The organism is Monashia sp. NPDC004114, from assembly GCF_053603855.1.
Genome location: NZ_JBSGGK010000001.1, coordinates 229128 through 244601 on the forward strand (window position 1 = coordinate 229128; position 15474 = coordinate 244601).

The window sequence follows — 15474 nt, forward strand, 5'->3', positions numbered from 1 at the left end:
GAAAACCTCCGCTCAGAAGTGGACGCTGACCTCGCCGTCGTCCACCGACACCTCATAGCTGCGAATACTGATCTCCGGGAACGTCAGACACCGCCCCGTGGGCACGTGGTACTCGATCCCATGCCACGGACACGCGATGATCTCCTTGTCGAACGCCCACTCGATCGCCCAGTCGTTCTCCACCCGCGACTGCGTCGTCCCCGTCACCTTCCTGACCTCGCACAACGGCCCGGTCTGATGCGGACACAGGTTCGGCAACGCATGCAACGTGCCCTTGACGTTGAACACCCCGATCCTGCGACGCCCCACCGTCACCACCCGATGACTGCCCTCGGGGAACTCCTCCAGCTTCCCGACCACATGCCCCTCGTTCACCGCGACGCAGCCTCACGCGACAGCGACAGCCGTCGGCACTGGGCGTCCATGTTGAACATCCGCAGCGCGTTCCCGCCGAAGATCTTGGCCTTGGCCTCGTCCGAGAACGGCATCTGGTGGATCTTGTTCGGGTGGTCGAAATCGTGGTGCGGCCAGTCGGACGCGAACACCGTCTGGTCCTCGCCGTCGTAGAGATTCATCAGGCGGACCATGTCGACCAGGGACTGCGGCTCCTCGATGGGCTGGGTCGCATAGAAGAAGTTCCGGATGTACTCGCTCGGCGGCTTGGTCAGGGACGACAGCTCGTCGCGACCCTGACGGTAGGCCCGGTCCATCCGCATCATCACGAACGGCACCCAACCGACGCCGGCCTCCGTGAAGCAGATGCGAAGGTTGGGAAAGCGCTCCTGGACCCCGGTGCTCACGATGTGCACGGTGTTGGCCATCATCGAGAACGTATGCGAGGTCGTGTGCCGCCCGAATCCACTGGTGAAGCCGTGGGTGTTGAACGGGTACGTCGGGTGGACGATGCCCACGCTGTGCAGCAGGACCGCGAAGTCCGCCGCTTCGGCCGCCCGGAAGATCGGGTCGTACTTGCGGTCGCCCCAGAGCGGGTCGACGGCGGCGCCGGGCAGGTAGACCCCCACCACGCCCGGGTGCTTGGCGTACTTCTCGATCTGCGCGGCAGTGTCCTCCGGGGCCTGCGGTGACGCCACGAGGCAGCCGACGAGACCGTCCTCGGGCCGGCACCACGTCTCGACGAGCCACGCGTTGTAGGCGCGGGCCAGCGCAGCGGCGTACTCCTCGTCGGTGATCGTGGCCAGCTTCAGCATGCTGTCCGGGAACAGGATGCCGATGTCGACGTTGATCCGGCTCAGCTCCTCGCGCATCGCCTCGGGTGTCAGCACCACGCGCAGCGCCTCGTGGCTCGAGGGCCAGACCGGCCCGAAGCTCGAGCCGCTCGCACCGGGCGAGAAGGCCGGGACGTCGAGATACCCGATCTCCAGGTACTTCTGCGCGTTCGCGGCAATGGCCTCCAGGGACACCCGCCACGGCATGTCGATGTAGGGAATGAGGTCGTAAGGCATCTCGTGCACATGCACGTCACAGTCGACGACGACGAAGTCATCGAGAGTTGCTCGCTTGGCCATCACCAGGTCCTTTCCGCTGGGCACATTTCATGCTGCTGAGCTCACGGCGCGGTCATCTCTGCCCCCGCGTCACGCCAGGCCGGCCGCCCGGTCGCCGGCCGAGCTCCCGGCGAGGCGTCCGAGGACGGTCCCGTTGGAGAGGCCGGACCCGCCCGGGTAGTTGAAGTAGAAGAGTCCGCCGACCATCTCACCCGCCGCGAAGAGGCCGGGGATGCGTGCGCCCGCGTCGTTGAGGACGTGCGCCTCGTTGTCGATGCGCAGCCCGCCGAAGGTGAAGGTGATCCCGCACGTCACGGCATATGCCTCGAACGGCGGCTCGTCGATCGTCAGCGCCCAGTTGCTCTTGTTCGGGTGGAGCCCGACCGTGCCGTGCCCGTCGAGGATGTTCGGGTTGTACTCGCCGTCGTCCATGCGGACAGCGCCGTTGTACTCAGCGACGGTCTTGATGAATGCCGTCTCGTCGATGCCGACCATCCGGGCCGCGAGCTCGGGGATGCTGTCGGCGCGCACCTTGGACACCTGACGGATGCGGTACTCGTCGCGCAGCCGGTCCAGGACCTTGGCGTCGAAGACCTGCCAGGCCACCTGCCCCGGCTGGGCGAGGATCTCCCGGCCGTACTTCGCGTAGGTGTAGTTGCGGAAGTCCGCGCCCTCGTCGACGAACCGCCTGCCGTCCCGGTTCACGACGATCCCGAGGGGGTAGCTGTGCTTCTGGAAGGAGTCGCCGATCTCCAGGACGCCGTACTCCGGTGCGTTGTAGTCCCAGGCCACCGCGTGGCACCCCGACCAGTGGCCGGCAGGACTGGCGCCCACCGCCAGACCCATCTCGATACCGTCGCCGGTGTCGTACCGGGTGCCGCGGACCTTGGCCAGGTCCCAGCCCGGGCCCAGGTAGCGCGCCCGCCAAGCGGCGTTCGACTGGAAGCCACCTGCGGCGAGCACCACTGAGACGCACTCGATGTCCTCGATCCGTCGATGGTCGTCGGGGTCCTGACGCTCGACCCGGACCCCCACCACTCCGCTCGAGTCGACCATCAGCTCGCGGGCGCGTGCGCCGTACAACGTGGTGACGCCATTGTCGCGACAGGCACGCTCGAGATACGACACGAGGCCGCGCCCACCGCCGCTGACCTCGAGGGTGAGTCCGCCCCAGAAGGTGAACCGGTTGTCGACCTCGTAAGCCTGACGCCCGTAGATCGGCAGGAACCTCACGCCCTTGGACTTGAGCCACCGCACGGCCGGCTGGCTACCGGTCACCAGGACCTCGGCGAGGTCGGGGTCGCATCGGCTCTCGGTCACGCGCGAGAGGTCGTCGTAGAACTGTGACTCCGGATACGACCCGAAGTCGGTCCGGGCCAGGGTCGCGTCGTCGATGTCCGAGACGATCTCCAGCAAGTCCTGCACCCCGTCGTAAGCGAAGCGCATCGCCCCGGCCGTGAAGCCCGTATTGCCTCCTCGCTCCGCGAACGGGGCCCGTTCGAGCAGGAGCACCCGCTCGGCCCGCTCGGCGGCGGCGAGCGCCGCACTCATCCCGGCGTTTCCGCCCCCCACAACGACGACGTCGTACCTCACGAGCACAATGGTATACGTTCGTATGCAATGGTGCAACGGTCGACGGGCGAGCCCCGTCGGATCAGGGCATCGGACTCGTCGGGAGCCACGAGACCAGCCGCTGCTCGCTCATCTCACGCACGGCGTAGCGCGGTCCCTCGGTCCCGTGACCGCTGTCCTTCACACCGGCATACGGCATGAGGTCGAGGCGACTGCTGGATGTCTCGTTGATGTGGACCGAGCCCATCCGCAGGGCCTGCGCGGCGAACATCGCCTCGCTGAGGCTTTCGGTGAAGACGCCCGCGGCAAGCCCGAACGGCGTGTCGTTGACCTCCTCGACCGCATCGCTCAGGGCGTCGAAGCCGCGCAGCACGACCACCGGACCGAAGATCTCCTCGCGCATGACGCGGGAGCCGAGCGGGACGTCAGCGACAACCGTGGGCTCGAGCACGTTCCCGATGCGCCCGCCGCCGTAGGCCAGCCGTGCGCCGTCCGCCACCGCCTCCTCGAGGATGCCGCTGACCCGGTCGGCCTCGGCCGGTGCGATCAGCGGGCCCACGAACGTGTCGTCGCTGCTGGGATCTCCCGCGACCTTGCCGCTGAGAGTCTTGGCGAGGCGCTCGGCCACGTCGTCGAGGACGCGCTGCTCGACGTAGAGCCGCTGGATCGACGTGCAGACCTGGCCGGCCTTGCGGAAGCCCGCGTTGACACACAGCTGGACGGCCCGGCCAAGATCGGCGGAGGCCGTGATCAGCGTGCTGGACAGGCTCCCCAGCTCCAGCTGGGTGGGCCGAAGACCGACCGAGGACTGCAGGGTCCGGCCCACCTCCGTGCTCCCGGTGAAGGCGTAGTAGGCCAGTCGCTCGTCTCGCGTGAGCCAGGTCCCCACCGTGGAGCCGCCGCCGTAGACGACCGAGACCAGGCCTCCCGGCACCCCGACCTCGAGGAGGAGCCGGACGAGTGCGTCGGCGCTCTGGGGCGTCTGGGTCGCGGGCTTGAGCATGACCGCGTTTCCCGCCGCCAGCGCGGGACCGACCTTGTGCGTCACGGTGTTCAGCGGGGAGTTGAACGGGGTGATCGCGCACACGACGCCGCGCGGGTGGTACGTCGTGAATGCGACCCGGTTCTCCTGGCCACGCACACCGCCGACAGGCACGACCTCGCCGACCAGTCGCCTAGCCTCCTCCGCGCACAGCTGCAGGGTGTCGGCCGCCCGCGACACCTCCCGGCGAGCATCGGTGATCGTGAAACCCGTGTCCGCGACGACCAGCCGGGCGAACGCCTCGGACCGCTCGCGCAGTGCGAGGGAGGCCGCGGTGAGCACCTCGGACCGGTCGGCGACCGGCCATGCCGTCGTCGCCTGGGCGCGCACTAACGAGCCGACGGCCGCCTCGACCTGGTCCGACGACACCTGGGACACCTCGGCGGCCGGCGCGCCGGTGAACTTGTCGTCGATCGTGACCATCGTTCCCTTGCCGACTCGGAACTCCCCGTCGATGAAGGGGTCGATCCGGACAACGTCTGCGTCAGTCATCGTGTGCCTCCGTGCCGAGCGGGATCATGCTGAGGTGCTCGAGGTCGGAAAGCCCGGTGAGCGCCTCGTGCAGCTGCGCCGCCGCCTCCACACCGACCACGGGGACGACCATGCCGTCGAACTTGGTTCGACGCTCCGCGGCCGACAGCGGGCTGTCAGGGTCGCCGCGGCGCGTCGAGCGCTCGGCCTGCCAGGTCCTGCCGTCCTCGTCGACGACGACGACGCGGGCCTGCCGACGGCCGGGGAACGTGGCATTCATCCGGTCGTCCGCGGCGAGCACGGTGGACTCCGCGAACCGGCGCAGCGCGGGGTCGCTCAAGTGGCTCGCGTCGAAGGCGTCCATGCCGACCGTGCCCAGTGTCAGCGCTGCACCCACGCAGTAGCCGATGCTGAACTTGGCCTCCCCGGCGGTCTCCACGGAGGTCCCGCCTGCGACGTCGATCGCGACCTGGTACGTGCCCACCTCGACCGACCGGACGCGTCGGGGATCCAGGCCCTCGGCGCGCAGGTCCAGCGCGGCGTCGACCGCGGCGAACGTGTGGCCGCAGCACGCGTGCGGCTTGACCGTGACCTGCGAGACAGCCGGCGGCCGGTCGGTGAGGTCCACGACCGCGGACCAGTCCGGGGCGTCGGACATCGCGACGCCGAACCCGATGTCCCCGTCGAGCACCTCGGGTGTGCCTCGGTACCCCTCGGAGGCGAAGCTCGCGGCCAGCACCCCGGCCTCGGCGGCGTGTCCGGCGTGCAGGGGCTTGCTCATCGAGCCGGAGCGGAACGCCTGCTGAAGCCCGGCCGCCATGGACGTAGCCACGGCGAGGGCGTGCGCCAGCCGCTCCTCGTCCAGCCCGAGCAACAGTCCGGCAGCCGCAGCGGCCCCCATCGTGCCAACTGTTCCCGTCGTGTGCCAGTAGCGGTAGTGGGCCGGGTTCACCGTCTCGGCGATCCGGCATCCGACTTCGTAGCCTCCGGCGACCGCTGCGAGCAGGTCCCCACCGGTGGCGTCCAGTCCCTCGGCGACGGCGAAGGCGGCCGCAACGGTCGGCGAGCCCGGGTGGTACAGGCCCTCGCGGTAGATGTCGTCCATCTCCGCCTCGTGCGAGAACAGCCCGTTGAGCAGCGCGGCCGTGCGGACCGATACGGGCCGGCCGTCGGGAACCAGCCTGGCCCGGCCGGGCTCGTCGAGGAACGGGGCTCGCGCCGCGATCTGCGAGGCCTCCATGCCCCGGCCCGCGACGGTGGCGCCGAACCAGTCCACGACGGCGTCGCGGGCGGGAGCCTGTGCCTCCGGCGCCTCGGCCGTGACGCGGGCCAGATGGGCGAGCCGCCTGGTGGCGGTCTTGGTCGACGACACGAGTCCTCCGTGGATCAGAACTGCGAGGTGTACTGAGCCGGGTCGATGCGGGCCTCGACCACCAGGGGGCGGTCCAGGGAGCCGACGTCGGCGAGGACCCGCTCGAGCTGCGCGGACGTCTCGACTCGAACGCCGTGGCAGTCGTAAGCCTCGGCGACCTTGGCCACCGCGGTATCCGGCACGCGGGTGCCGACGCTCGGATACCCGAGGGCCGTCTGCTTGATCTCGATGCGGTTCAGGCTCTGGTCGGCCAGCACCACCACGACGATGCCGAGGCCGCGGTCCGCCGCAAGACGCAGCTCGGACGCCGACATGGCGAAACCTCCGTCCCCGATCATGGACACCACCGGGGAGTCCGGCCGGCTCATCTTCGCCGCCACCGCGGCCGGGAGGCCGAAACCCATCGAGGACAGGCCGTTGGTCATGAGGACGCCCCGGGGTCGCGTCGCCCGCCAGCCTTGGCCTACGAGGAGCTTGTGCGAGCCGACGTCGGTGGAGACCACGGCGTCCGCGACGGTGTTCTGCTGGACGACGTCGATGACGTCCGTCGGGTTGAGAGCACCGGCCACGCGACCCGCGTAGTAAGCGGCGGTGAGTCCAGCACGGTATGCCGCGAGCTCAGCCTGGGTCCAGCGCGCCTCGCCGTGGAAGGAGTCGGCGAGCCAGCCGACGACGGCCGCGACGTCCCCGACCACCTCATGCGCGCTGACGTAGATCTGGTCGGTGTTCTCCACGGCGTCGATGTGCAGCACCGGCGCGGTCACTCGCCACGGCTTGATCAGCTCGACCGCGTCGAAGCCTGCAGCGACGACGAGATCCGACTCGGCCACGAGCTGCCACACCGTCGCGTTGCAGGCCATGTCGAGGATGCCGGCGAACCACTCGGAGTCCTCTGGGACCACACCCTTGGCCATCGGACTCACCACCACGGGCATGCCGACCACGTCGGCCAGGCGCAGCAGCTCGGTCGTCGCGCCGCTTCGGACGGCCCCGATGCCGGCGAGCAGCAGCGGGCGGCGGGCGGCGTGCAGTGCCGCGACCGGGTCGGAGTCACGCGTCGAGGAGACCACCCGAGGGATCAAGCGGGCGGGCCGCATGGGCGGAGGCGTCGGGTCGACGTCGTCGACCTCGGTGGCGAACACATCACTCGCAACGCTGAGGTGCACCGCCCCAGGACGCTCGGCCACGGCGGTGCGCAAGGCCTTGCGCATGGTCACCTCGACGGCCTTGGCCTCGACGCGACCAGCCCACTTCGTCACGGCGCCGAACATCCGCTCGTGGTCGACGACCTGGTGGGTGAAGGTCGCCTGTCGGCTGGTCTCGATCTGGCCCGAGAAGGCGAGGACCGGGACGCGGTCGAGGTTGGCCGCCGCGACTCCGTTGACCAGAGCCGTCGAGCCCGGGCCCAGCGTGGACAGACACACGCCGAGATCACCCGTCAGCATGGCCTGCGCCTCGGCCATGAAGGCGGCGTTGGCCTCTCGGGTCGCCGAGATCACGTCGAGCCCGGCCTCACGGCAGCGCTCGACGAACTCGATCGTCGGGTCCCCCGGATAGCCGAAGACGGTCTTCACTCCGACCTTCGCCAGCATGATCGCCAGCGCGCCAGCCACGTTCGTCACAACCCGACCCTTCGTCGCGCCAACGGAACACCGAGGAGCGTATCGCGGCATACAAAGGTATGCAATGGGCCTCGATCAGTCGGACCCCTCCCCGAAGGAGAGCTCCCTGGCCAGCTTGAGCAACGCGGAATGGTCGAGCTCTCCGTCGCCGCGCGCGACGAGGGCGGCGACGAGCTGGGCCACCGCGGCCCCGAGCGGGATCACCACACCCGCCTCCCGTGCGGCCTGCGTGACGATGCCGAGGTCCTTGTGGTGCAGCGCCAGCCGAAAGCCCGGCCTGAAGTCGCCGGCCAACATCGCTGCGGACTTGCGGGTGAGCACGGTGCTACCGGCGAGCCCACCGCCGAGGACCCTGACCGCCGCCTCACGGTCGACGCCCGATGCCTCGAGGAAGACCAGCGCTTCGGCCAGGAGCTGGAGATGACCCGCCACGATCAGCTGGTTGGCGGACTTGACGGTCTGGCCGGCACCGGACGGGCCGACGTGCACGATTGTGGAGCCCAGTGCCGCGAACACCGGCGCAGCCACCTCGACGTCGGCCTCGGCGCCTCCCACCATGATCGACAGGGTGCCCTCCACGGCTCCAGCCTCTCCGCCGCTGACGGGTGCGTCCAGCGTCGAGACGCCGGCGGCGGCGCCTGCCGCCGCGATCTCCCGCGACACGTCGGGGCGGATCGTGCTCATGTCGATGAGCAGCTGGCCGGGGCGGGAGTGGGCCAGCACGCCGTCGGTGCCGAGGACCACCTCGCGGACGTCCGGCGAGTCGGGCAGCATCGTGATGACGACGTCGGACCCCTCGACGGCGTCTCCGGTCCCAGTCGCTCCCCGACCGCCCCGGGCGATGAGGGCATCGACCTTGGCGCGGCTTCGATTGAAGCCGACCACGTCGTAGCCGGCCGCGACCAGGTTGGCGGCCATCGGCCCGCCCATGATGCCGAGCCCGATGAAGCCGATGGTCGTCATACGTCGCCCGCCGTCCGAGTGGCAGTTCCGGCGTTCACGCCGCGCTCCGCGGCCCGCAACCAGGCGAAGGGGTCTCGACCTGGCGTCGGGAGGTACTCGAGGCCGACGCCGCCCTCGTAGCCACCACGCTCCAGGTCGACGATCCACTCTCGCAGCGGCAAGTGGCCGGTGCCCGGGGCCCCACGACCGGGTGAGTCCGCGATCTGGACGTGGGCGATGAGGTCCCGGTGGTCGTCGATGGCCCGAGCGACATCCTCGCCATTGACGGCCAGGTGGTAGAGATCGGCCAGCAGCCCGACGTTCTCGACACCGGCGGCCTTGAGGCGGTCCAGAACGGCGCGCGCGTCGGCGGCCTTGGTCAGCGGAAAGCGTTCGGCACCACTGAGCGGCTCGATGAGGACCGTCGATCCGAGGCGGGCTATCGCTCGCGCAGCCAGGGTGAGGTTCTCCTGCGCCAGCTCGTCCTGCTCGGCCGGCGCGACGCCTTCGAGCCGGTTGCCGTACAGGGCGTTGAACACTCGGATGTCCAGCTGTTTGCCGAGCTCGACCGACAGCTCGACATTCTCCCGGAACTCCTGCTCCCTACCGGGCCACGAGACGACGCCGCGGTCGCCACCAGGCATGTCGCCGGCGAAGAAGTTCAGACCGACCAGCTGCACGTCGGCCTCCAACACGGCATCGACGAAGGCCTCCACCTCGGCGGAGGCGGGAACAGCCACGGGGAACGGCCACCAGAACTCGATGCCGTCGAACCCCGCGGCCCGCGCCGCAGCCGGACGATCCAGCACGGGCAGATCGGTGAAGAGGATCGAACAGTTGACGAGATAGCGAGCTGTCATGCCCCGCCCTTTCGAAGATGAGATCCGACGCGAGCACTCCGCCCGCTCGGTCGTGGCGCGTGGGTCACTCCGACGCAGACCCGAGTCCCATGCGAGCGAGTCGGTCGTCCGACCGCGACGCACAGGAGCGGGTTCCCGGCGCTGTATACGATCGCATACCATGATGCTAGGCGCACCGGCATGCCCTCGGCAACACACGCGGCCCGGTGGGATGACTCCGGATGACTCGCCTACACCAACCGCGGGCCACAGAAGCGATGGAAGCCACAGAACAGGAGCGTGACCATGGAGCCACTGTCCGCGGACGAGGTGCTGACGACGACCCGCGCGGTCCGCCGGCGCCTGGACCTGACCAGGGCGGTCCCCCAGACACTCGTCGAGGAGTGCGTCGAGGTCGCCATGCAGGCGCCCAGCGGCTCGAACCGTCAGGACTACGGCTTCGTGTGCGTCTCGGACGCGGCCGTGCGCAAGAGCCTGGCCGACATCTACAAGCGCAGCCTGCTCAACGCCGTCAAGACCCCGGTCGACTACGAGCCGGGTGACGTCCGTCGGCCGGCCCAGGACAGGCTCCAGTCAGCCGGCGAGTATCTGCGCGACCACCTGGCCGAGGTCCCCTGGCTCGTCATCGCGACCATCCGCCGCAAGCGCACCGCGAACGCCGACAGCCGCGAGCTGGCGAGTCTGTACGGGTCGGTGATGCCCGCGTTCTGGAGCTTCATGCTCGCCGCGCGGGCCCGGGGGCTGGGCACCTGTTTCACCACGCGGCACCTCACCTACGAGCGGGAGACGTCCGAGCTGCTGGGGATACCGTTCGAGGAGGTGACCCAGGTGGGCATGACGCCGGTCGCCTATTTCACCGGTTCCCGCTTCAAGCCCGCGGCCCGCATCCCGGTCGAGGAGATCTTCCACCACAACCGCTGGTGACCCCGGCGGACGCCGCGCTCGCGCCACGCACGAAGGTGGCCGTCGACTCACCTCGCGAGTCGACGGCCACTCTCGTCGGGGAGGACGGCACTCCTTCAGAAGTGGACGCTGACCTCGCCGTCGTCCACCGACACCTCATAGCTGCGAATACTGATCTCCGGGAACGTCAGACACCGTCCCGTGGGCACGTGGTACTCGATCCCATGCCACGGACACGCGATGATCTCCTTGTCGAACGCCCACTCGATCGCCCAGTCGTTCTCCACCCGCGACTGCGTCGTCCCCGTCACCTTCCTGACCTCGCACAACGGCCCGGTCTGATGCGGACACAGGTTCGGCAACGCATGCAACGTGCCCTTGACGTTGAACACCCCGATCCTGCGACGCCCCACCGTCACCACCCGATGACTGCCCTCGGGGAACTCCTCCAGCTTCCCGACCACATGCCCCTCGTTCACCGCGACGCAGCCTCACGCGACAGCGACAGCCGACGCCCACGCTCGTCGATGTCGAAGAGCCGCAGCGCGTTCCCGCCGACGATCTTGGCCTTGGCCTCGTCCGAGAACGGCAGGGCGAGGATCTGCCCCGCGGAGTCATAGCCGTCCTGCGGCCACCCCGAAGCGAAGACCATCGCGTTCTCGCCCTCGAACAGGTCGACCATCGTGACGAAGTCGTCGGGGTTGGGTGCATCTTCGAGCGGGAAGGACCCGTAGAAGTAGCTCTTGAGATACTGACTCGGACGCTCGGCCAGGAAAGGCACCTCTCGGCGCTTCTCGAGGTAGACCTTGTCCAGGCGCAGGCTCAGGAACGGCATCCAGGTGACGCCGGCCCCCAAGACGCCCACCCGCAGGTCGGGGAAGCGCGCCGGGACCCCGGTGGTGATCATGTCGATGAGATTGACCATCATCGAGAACGGGTCGGACGTGGTGAACCGGGCCAGGCTCGTGTCGAACCCGTGGGTGTTGAACGGGAACACCGGATGCATGACCTCGACGCTGTTCAGCAGCACCGGCAGGCCGGCCGACTCGGCGGCCCGCAGGACCGGGTCGTACTTGCGGTGGCCCCAGAGCGGGTCGACAGCGGCGCCGGGCAGGAAGACGCCCACGACGCCCGGATGATCCGCATACTTCTGGATCTGAGCCGCCGAGTCCGCCGGAGCCTGCGCGGAGGCGACGATGCACCCGAGCAGGCCCTGCTCGGGGCGCAACCAGGTCTCCGTGAGCCACGCGTTGTAGGCCCTGGCCACGGCCGATGCGAACTCGGCATGGGCGACCATCGACAGCTTCTGCAGACTGGTCGGGCACAGGACCGCGAGGTCGACGGCGCGCTCCGTGAGGCTCGCTCGGAGCTCCTCCGGGGTCGCTGTGGTCGCCTCGCCGGGCAGACCCGGCGGCCACAGCTCGGCGCCGATTCCCGCCGTCTTGGCGTTGTCCGCAATGGATTGGAGTGCCGGCCGCCAGGCTTCGTCGCAATACGGCAGGAGATCCAGCGGACCTTCCTGCACGTGAACGCTGGCGTCCACGATCAGATGCTCGCCGAGGCGTGCATGGTTGGCATCCATTGGTTCTCCTACAGTTCTGCGATGGGCAGGGACGTTTCGGCCTCGAACAGTTCGCGCGGCGGCATCCGTCGAAGGGCCTGGTCAGGCGTCGGTGGAGGTCAGCCCGGTGCGATGGCCGGTGGCATCGAGGTTGAGCAGACGCAGAGCGTTCTCACCGAAGATCTTTCGCTTCACGTCATCAGAGAAAGGCGCCTGGAAGATCTTGTTGGGGTGGTCGAAGTCGTGGTGAGGCCAGTCCGAGGCGAAGATCGTCTGGGTCTGTCCCTCGTAGAGGTCGACGAGAGTGACCAGGTCGCGGAGGTTCTGGGGCTCCTCGATGGGCTGCGTGGCGTAGTAGAAGGAGGTCATGTACTCGCTTGGCGGCTTGGTCAGGAAGGGCACCTCGTGCCGGCGCTCCCGGTACACCCGGTCCATGCGCATCATCAGGAACGGCACCCAGGCGACGCCGGCCTCGGTGAAGGCGATCCTCAGCTTCGGAAAACGTTCGGGGACACCGGTGCTGATCATGTCCACGAGGTTGGCCATCATCGAGAACGTGTGCGAGGTCGTATGCCGCGCGAACCCGCTGGTGAACCCGTTGGTGTTGAACGGGTATGCCGGGTGCACGATGCCGACGCTGTGCAGCAGCACCGCGAAGTCGGCCTCCTCGCAAGCCTCGTAGATCGGGTCGTACTTGCGGTTGCCCCACAGCGGGTCGACCGCGGCGCTAGGCAGGTAGACGCCGACGATTCCAGGGTGCTTGGCGTACTTCCTGATCTCGGCGGCAGTGTCCTCCGGGGCATGCGGGCAGGCGCACAGGACCCCGAGCAGGCCCTGGTCGGGGAAGCACCAGGTGTCGGCCAGCCAGGCGTTGTACGCGCGGGACAGCGCGGCGGCATACTCGTCGTCGGTCAGGGTCGGGAGCTTGAGCAGGTTGTTGGGAAACAGGACCCCGATGTCCACGTTGATGCGGCTGAGCTCCTCGCGCATCGCCTCGGGTGTGCGCACGATCCGGTCGGACTCGTGACTGGTCGGCCAGATCGGCCCGAAGCTGAAGCCACTTGCGCCCGGCGCGAACGCCGGGATGAAGTTGCCGGATCGGTCCTTGACCTGTTCAAGCGCGACGCGCCAGGGCATGTCGATGTAGTCGATCAGATCCTTCGGGAGCTCGTAGACGTGCACGTCGGTGTCGACGACCAGGACGTCCTCGAGCTTGGCTCTACTTCCCGCGCTGCGCTCCCGCGTCTGCACCGACATCTGCCCTGCGCCTCCTGAGGCTCCTGAGTGACCTGTCGCTCAATGCTGTGACACCCATGCTACCGACATGGCATGCAATTGTATACCACTGTTCAGAAAGTCTGACGCCTTACTCGTCGTGCTCGATCTGGGCACGCAGACGGATGTTGAAGGTGTGCGCCATGCTCGTCGCCCACTCGCGGGCGTCGAAGCCGGGCGCCTTCTCGAAGCGGGCGAGCCAGTCGTCCGCGCGACCTTCGACCACGACGTACCAGGCGTCGTCCGCCTCATGGGCCGAGAGCGGATACTGCAGCGGCAGCTCCGCATCGGGACCGAGCGTGCGGGGCGGCGGCAGACGCTTGCTCATCTCCCGAGTCTCCGCGGTCGGCCACGCCGCCTTCGCGCGCTGCTGCTCATCGCCGCATACCTCCCGATCAGCATCATCGCACCAGCGCGAACTTCTGGACGGTGTGACAGTTCGCGGCGTCGCGACCACGTCGGCTTCGCGACGTGTGGCTGACCTCCGCGATGTAGAGGTTGTGCGCTGAGTCGATACACAGACCGTGCGGAGCGACGAGGTTGCCCGCTGCGCACGGGTCGTCCCCGACGTTCCCCCACCGATCGAGCAGCGTCCCCTGGTCGTCCAGGATGCTGACACGTGGTGTCAGGTCGTCCGCCATGAGTCCTCGGGCGATCGACTCGTCCCCCTTCCAGAGGCCCGACTCCAGGACATAGACGAGCCCGTCGCGAGACAAGGTGGTGGCGGTCGGACGCTGCAGACCGGCCCACTCCTGGATGAAGGCGCCGTCAGGATCGAAGACCTGCAGGCGGTCGTTCTCGCGGTCGGAGACGAGCACGCGACCGTCGGACAGCACGCTCACGCAGTGCGGCAGGTTGAACTGACCCGGCCCAGAGCCGGGCTCACCCCATGAGCGCACCAGCTCGCCGTCGCTGGTGAACTGGTGGACCCGTGCGTTGCCGTACCCGTCGGAGACGTAGAGGTCGCCCGAGGGCGCAATGGCGACCTTGGTCGGCCGGTTGAAGGGGCCGGCGCCTCGTTCGATGCTCTGGATCCGGTGGTAGAGGCTGGGGTTGGAGCTGTCGACGCCGGTCTCCGAGGCGACGCCGGTGCCGATCACCCCCAGCCCCTCACCCTCAGGCGTGAACCTGCGCACCAGGTGGCTCCCCTCGTCGACGACGTACGCGACGCCGTCCGGCCCCAAGGTGATCGCGTGTGGCCGACTGCTGAGGACGTCGCTGCCCCACGTGCGCAGGAAGCGGCCGTCGGCGTCATAGACGATCACCGCGGGATCCTTGCGGGCGAGCACATAGACGTTGTCCTGGTCGTCGACCGCGACGTCCGCGACGTCCAGATGGACGAGGCCCTCGGGCAGCTGTTCCCAACCGTCGACGACCTCGAACGGCCGGTCCTGGCTAGACGATGTCATCCGGGACTCCCTTCGTAGACAGCGTGATCGATGGATCAGAACCGGACGGTGTTCATCTCTCCGCCGTCGACGAGGATCGTCTCTCCCGTCAGGGCGCCGGTGAGCGTGGAGCTGAGGAAGACCACGACGCTGGCCACGTCGTCCGGCTCGATACGTCGACCGATGACGAGCTCGGCGCGAGCTCGGCGGTCCATCTCGTCGTAGGAGACCCCCTCGCGCTCCGCTCGCCTGGCGAGGTCCTCCGAGCGACTCTCCGCACGGCTCTTGCCGTCCATGCGGGTGTGGCCCTCGGTCCATACGATGCCGGGCTCGACGAGGTTCACGGTGATGCCGTCGTGCCCCAGCAGCCAGGAGAGCCTCTTGGTCAGGTTGATCAGACCGGGCTGCGTGGCACCCTTGGCCCAGCCGGCCGAGTGGACCTTTCGCGCTGAGCTGCCACCGATGTTGATGATCCGCCCCCAGCCGTTCTGCTGCATGATCGGCGCGACGAGGCGGATGAGCCGAATCGGTGCGAACAGCTTCATGTTCATCTTCTCCTGCCAGTCCTCGTCCTGGAGCTCGAAGAACCCGACGTCTCGGGTGATGAGGTCGGCATTGTTGATCGCGATGTCGATCGTGCCGAAACGCTCGAGCGTCTCCGCGACGAACCGCTCGATGTCATTCGGCACCAGGACGTCGGCGACGACCGGCAGCACCGGTGTCCCGGTCTCGGCCTCGATCTGCTCGGCCGTCTCATGGACGATGTCCTTGGTGCGGCCACAGACGGCTACGCGGACGCCTTCGTTGGCCAGTCCGTGGGCGATTGCTCTGCCGATTCCCTGGCTGCCGCCAGTCACGAGGGCAACCTTGCCCTCAATGCCAAGATCCATTGCGGTTTCCTTTCCCGCTGGTCAGAACGTGGTTTGTGCTCGGCCCAGACGGCCGGCCAGGCCACCGCCAT

General features: G+C 68.5%; 15 protein-coding genes. 1 reads left to right on the forward strand and 14 read right to left on the reverse strand.

The window, feature by feature from the left end:
* Window positions 1-12 precede the first annotated feature (12 nt).
* The 8 genes from ACWEOW_RS00910 to ACWEOW_RS00945 form a co-directional block, all read right to left on the reverse strand.
* On the reverse strand, window positions 13-360 hold the full coding sequence (locus ACWEOW_RS00910; protein WP_452267262.1) for a Rieske (2Fe-2S) protein: 348 nt from the start codon (window positions 358-360) through the stop codon (window positions 13-15).
* Between the two features lie 11 nt (window positions 361-371).
* Window positions 372-1526 (reverse strand): amidohydrolase family protein, encoded by a 1155-nt coding sequence (locus ACWEOW_RS00915; RefSeq protein WP_452267263.1) that lies wholly within the window; start codon window positions 1524-1526, stop codon window positions 372-374.
* Window positions 1527-1595: 69 nt separating this feature from the next.
* Window positions 1596-3098 (reverse strand): FAD-dependent tricarballylate dehydrogenase TcuA, encoded by a 1503-nt coding sequence (tcuA, locus tag ACWEOW_RS00920; RefSeq protein WP_452267264.1) that lies wholly within the window; start codon window positions 3096-3098, stop codon window positions 1596-1598.
* Window positions 3099-3159: 61 nt separating this feature from the next.
* Window positions 3160-4611 (reverse strand): aldehyde dehydrogenase family protein, encoded by a 1452-nt coding sequence (locus ACWEOW_RS00925; protein WP_452267265.1) that lies wholly within the window; start codon window positions 4609-4611, stop codon window positions 3160-3162.
* Window positions 4604-5962 (reverse strand): MmgE/PrpD family protein, encoded by a 1359-nt coding sequence (locus ACWEOW_RS00930; RefSeq protein WP_452267266.1) that lies wholly within the window; start codon window positions 5960-5962, stop codon window positions 4604-4606. The genes ACWEOW_RS00925 and ACWEOW_RS00930 overlap by 8 nt, the downstream gene beginning before the upstream one ends.
* Before the next feature lie 14 nt (window positions 5963-5976).
* Complete coding sequence (locus tag ACWEOW_RS00935) at window positions 5977-7584, reverse strand: thiamine pyrophosphate-binding protein (protein ID WP_452267267.1); 1608 nt, start codon at window positions 7582-7584, stop codon at window positions 5977-5979.
* A 75-nt stretch (window positions 7585-7659) separates the two neighbouring features.
* Complete coding sequence (locus ACWEOW_RS00940; RefSeq protein ID WP_452267268.1) at window positions 7660-8547, reverse strand: 2-hydroxy-3-oxopropionate reductase; 888 nt, start codon at window positions 8545-8547, stop codon at window positions 7660-7662.
* Window positions 8544-9386: a hydroxypyruvate isomerase family protein gene (locus ACWEOW_RS00945; protein WP_452267269.1), complete on the reverse strand. Its 843-nt coding sequence runs from the start codon at window positions 9384-9386 to the stop codon at window positions 8544-8546. Before ACWEOW_RS00945 ends, ACWEOW_RS00940 begins: the two co-directional genes overlap by 4 nt.
* Before the next feature lie 285 nt (window positions 9387-9671).
* Between ACWEOW_RS00945 and ACWEOW_RS00950 the strand changes: the two genes are divergently transcribed.
* Entirely contained in the window at window positions 9672-10310 is a 639-nt protein-coding gene (locus tag ACWEOW_RS00950; protein ID WP_452267270.1) for a nitroreductase family protein, read from the forward strand.
* Window positions 10311-10405: 95 nt separating this feature from the next.
* Here the strand turns inward: ACWEOW_RS00950 and ACWEOW_RS00955 are convergent, their stop codons facing one another.
* The 6 genes from ACWEOW_RS00955 to ACWEOW_RS00980 form a co-directional block, all read right to left on the reverse strand.
* The gene (locus ACWEOW_RS00955; protein ID WP_452267262.1) at window positions 10406-10753 is read right to left on the reverse strand and encodes a Rieske (2Fe-2S) protein; all 348 of its coding nucleotides are present in this window, start codon (window positions 10751-10753) and stop codon (window positions 10406-10408) included.
* A gap of 11 nt (window positions 10754-10764) precedes the next feature.
* On the reverse strand, window positions 10765-11871 hold the full coding sequence (locus tag ACWEOW_RS00960) for an amidohydrolase family protein (RefSeq protein WP_452267271.1): 1107 nt from the start codon (window positions 11869-11871) through the stop codon (window positions 10765-10767).
* A gap of 81 nt (window positions 11872-11952) precedes the next feature.
* On the reverse strand, window positions 11953-13107 hold the full coding sequence (locus ACWEOW_RS00965; RefSeq protein WP_452267272.1) for an amidohydrolase family protein: 1155 nt from the start codon (window positions 13105-13107) through the stop codon (window positions 11953-11955).
* A 109-nt stretch (window positions 13108-13216) separates the two neighbouring features.
* Window positions 13217-13453, reverse strand: coding sequence for a hypothetical protein (locus ACWEOW_RS00970; RefSeq protein ID WP_452267273.1), 237 nt, complete (start codon window positions 13451-13453; stop codon window positions 13217-13219).
* Window positions 13454-13526: 73 nt separating this feature from the next.
* Window positions 13527-14534, reverse strand: coding sequence for a peptidyl-alpha-hydroxyglycine alpha-amidating lyase family protein (locus ACWEOW_RS00975; protein ID WP_452267274.1), 1008 nt, complete (start codon window positions 14532-14534; stop codon window positions 13527-13529).
* A gap of 35 nt (window positions 14535-14569) precedes the next feature.
* The gene (locus ACWEOW_RS00980; RefSeq protein ID WP_452267275.1) at window positions 14570-15403 is read right to left on the reverse strand and encodes an SDR family NAD(P)-dependent oxidoreductase; all 834 of its coding nucleotides are present in this window, start codon (window positions 15401-15403) and stop codon (window positions 14570-14572) included.
* Window positions 15404-15474 lie beyond the last annotated feature (71 nt).

Excerpts from the sequence above, each read along its gene's own strand:
- ACWEOW_RS00975 (WP_452267274.1), bottom strand. The coding sequence starts at position 14,534 with ATGACATCGTCTAGCCAGGACCGGCCGTTCGAGGTCGTCGACGGTTGG.
- ACWEOW_RS00940 (WP_452267268.1), bottom strand. The coding sequence starts at position 8,547 with ATGACGACCATCGGCTTCATCGGGCTCGGCATCATGGGCGGGCCGATG.
- ACWEOW_RS00945 (WP_452267269.1), bottom strand. The coding sequence starts at position 9,386 with ATGACAGCTCGCTATCTCGTCAACTGTTCGATCCTCTTCACCGATCTG.
- ACWEOW_RS00950 (WP_452267270.1), top strand. The coding sequence starts at position 9,672 with ATGGAGCCACTGTCCGCGGACGAGGTGCTGACGACGACCCGCGCGGTC.
- ACWEOW_RS00980 (WP_452267275.1), bottom strand. The coding sequence starts at position 15,403 with ATGGATCTTGGCATTGAGGGCAAGGTTGCCCTCGTGACTGGCGGCAGC.
- ACWEOW_RS00925 (WP_452267265.1), bottom strand. The coding sequence starts at position 4,611 with ATGACTGACGCAGACGTTGTCCGGATCGACCCCTTCATCGACGGGGAG.
- ACWEOW_RS00970 (WP_452267273.1), bottom strand. The coding sequence starts at position 13,453 with ATGAGCAAGCGTCTGCCGCCGCCCCGCACGCTCGGTCCCGATGCGGAG.
- ACWEOW_RS00965 (WP_452267272.1), bottom strand. The coding sequence starts at position 13,107 with ATGTCGGTGCAGACGCGGGAGCGCAGCGCGGGAAGTAGAGCCAAGCTC.
- ACWEOW_RS00960 (WP_452267271.1), bottom strand. The coding sequence starts at position 11,871 with ATGGATGCCAACCATGCACGCCTCGGCGAGCATCTGATCGTGGACGCC.
- ACWEOW_RS00915 (WP_452267263.1), bottom strand. The coding sequence starts at position 1,526 with ATGGCCAAGCGAGCAACTCTCGATGACTTCGTCGTCGTCGACTGTGAC.